Annotated in this window: 1 pseudogene; it reads left to right on the top strand. The window is 64.4% G+C overall.

The annotated features are described in order from the left end of the window. A pseudogene (locus tag AACY08_RS28035) lies at positions 1–606 on the top strand (hypothetical protein); the annotation flags it as partial.

Raw genomic sequence — 606 nt, 5'->3', positions numbered from 1 at the left:
CCATCCGGACGGCGTCATTTTCGAAATCCATGGCATTGACTGCGGTGACGAAGTCGCGGTGCTCAAGCGCGAACTCGGTCCGATCGTAGGGCCGGAAAATCTGTCGTTCGATCTCATCAACGGTCGCATGTCGATCGCGAGCGGTGCCGATCTCTCTCTTCACGCCGACATCCTAAGGGCAGTCGAACGCACGGGGATGCGCGCCGAACTGTGGAAAGAAGGCGAGCGCAGTGCCGGTGCGCCAGAGGAGCAGCGGCGACGCCGGGTTCAGGCCGGGCTGACCATCGCAAGCGGCGCTTTGGTCCTGGTCGGTTTTGCGATTCACGCGCGCGCAAACGGCTTCGCTGCGGTACTGCACGAGAGTCTGGCGCGCGAGGCGCACCCCCCGGTTCTGGCGATGCTCGCTTATTCCTTGTCGGTCCTGTCGGCAGTTCGATACGTCGCACCCAAGGCGATCCTCGCGGCGCGGCGACTCCGGCCGGACATGAACCTGCTCATGCTGGTCGCGGTGGCGGGTGCCCTCGGCATCGGCCAATGGTTCGAAGCGGCGACTGTCGCATTTTTCTTCGCCCTTGCGCTGGCGCTTGAGGCATGGAGCCTGGGACG

This window comes from Pseudomonas sp. EL_65y_Pfl1_R83 (assembly GCF_963970695.1).
In the GTDB taxonomy this organism is placed as follows: domain Bacteria; phylum Pseudomonadota; class Gammaproteobacteria; order Pseudomonadales; family Pseudomonadaceae; genus Aquipseudomonas; species Aquipseudomonas tritici.
The sequence above is the reverse complement of the archived record's forward strand: the minus strand, read 5'-3'. Positions and strand labels throughout refer to the sequence as shown.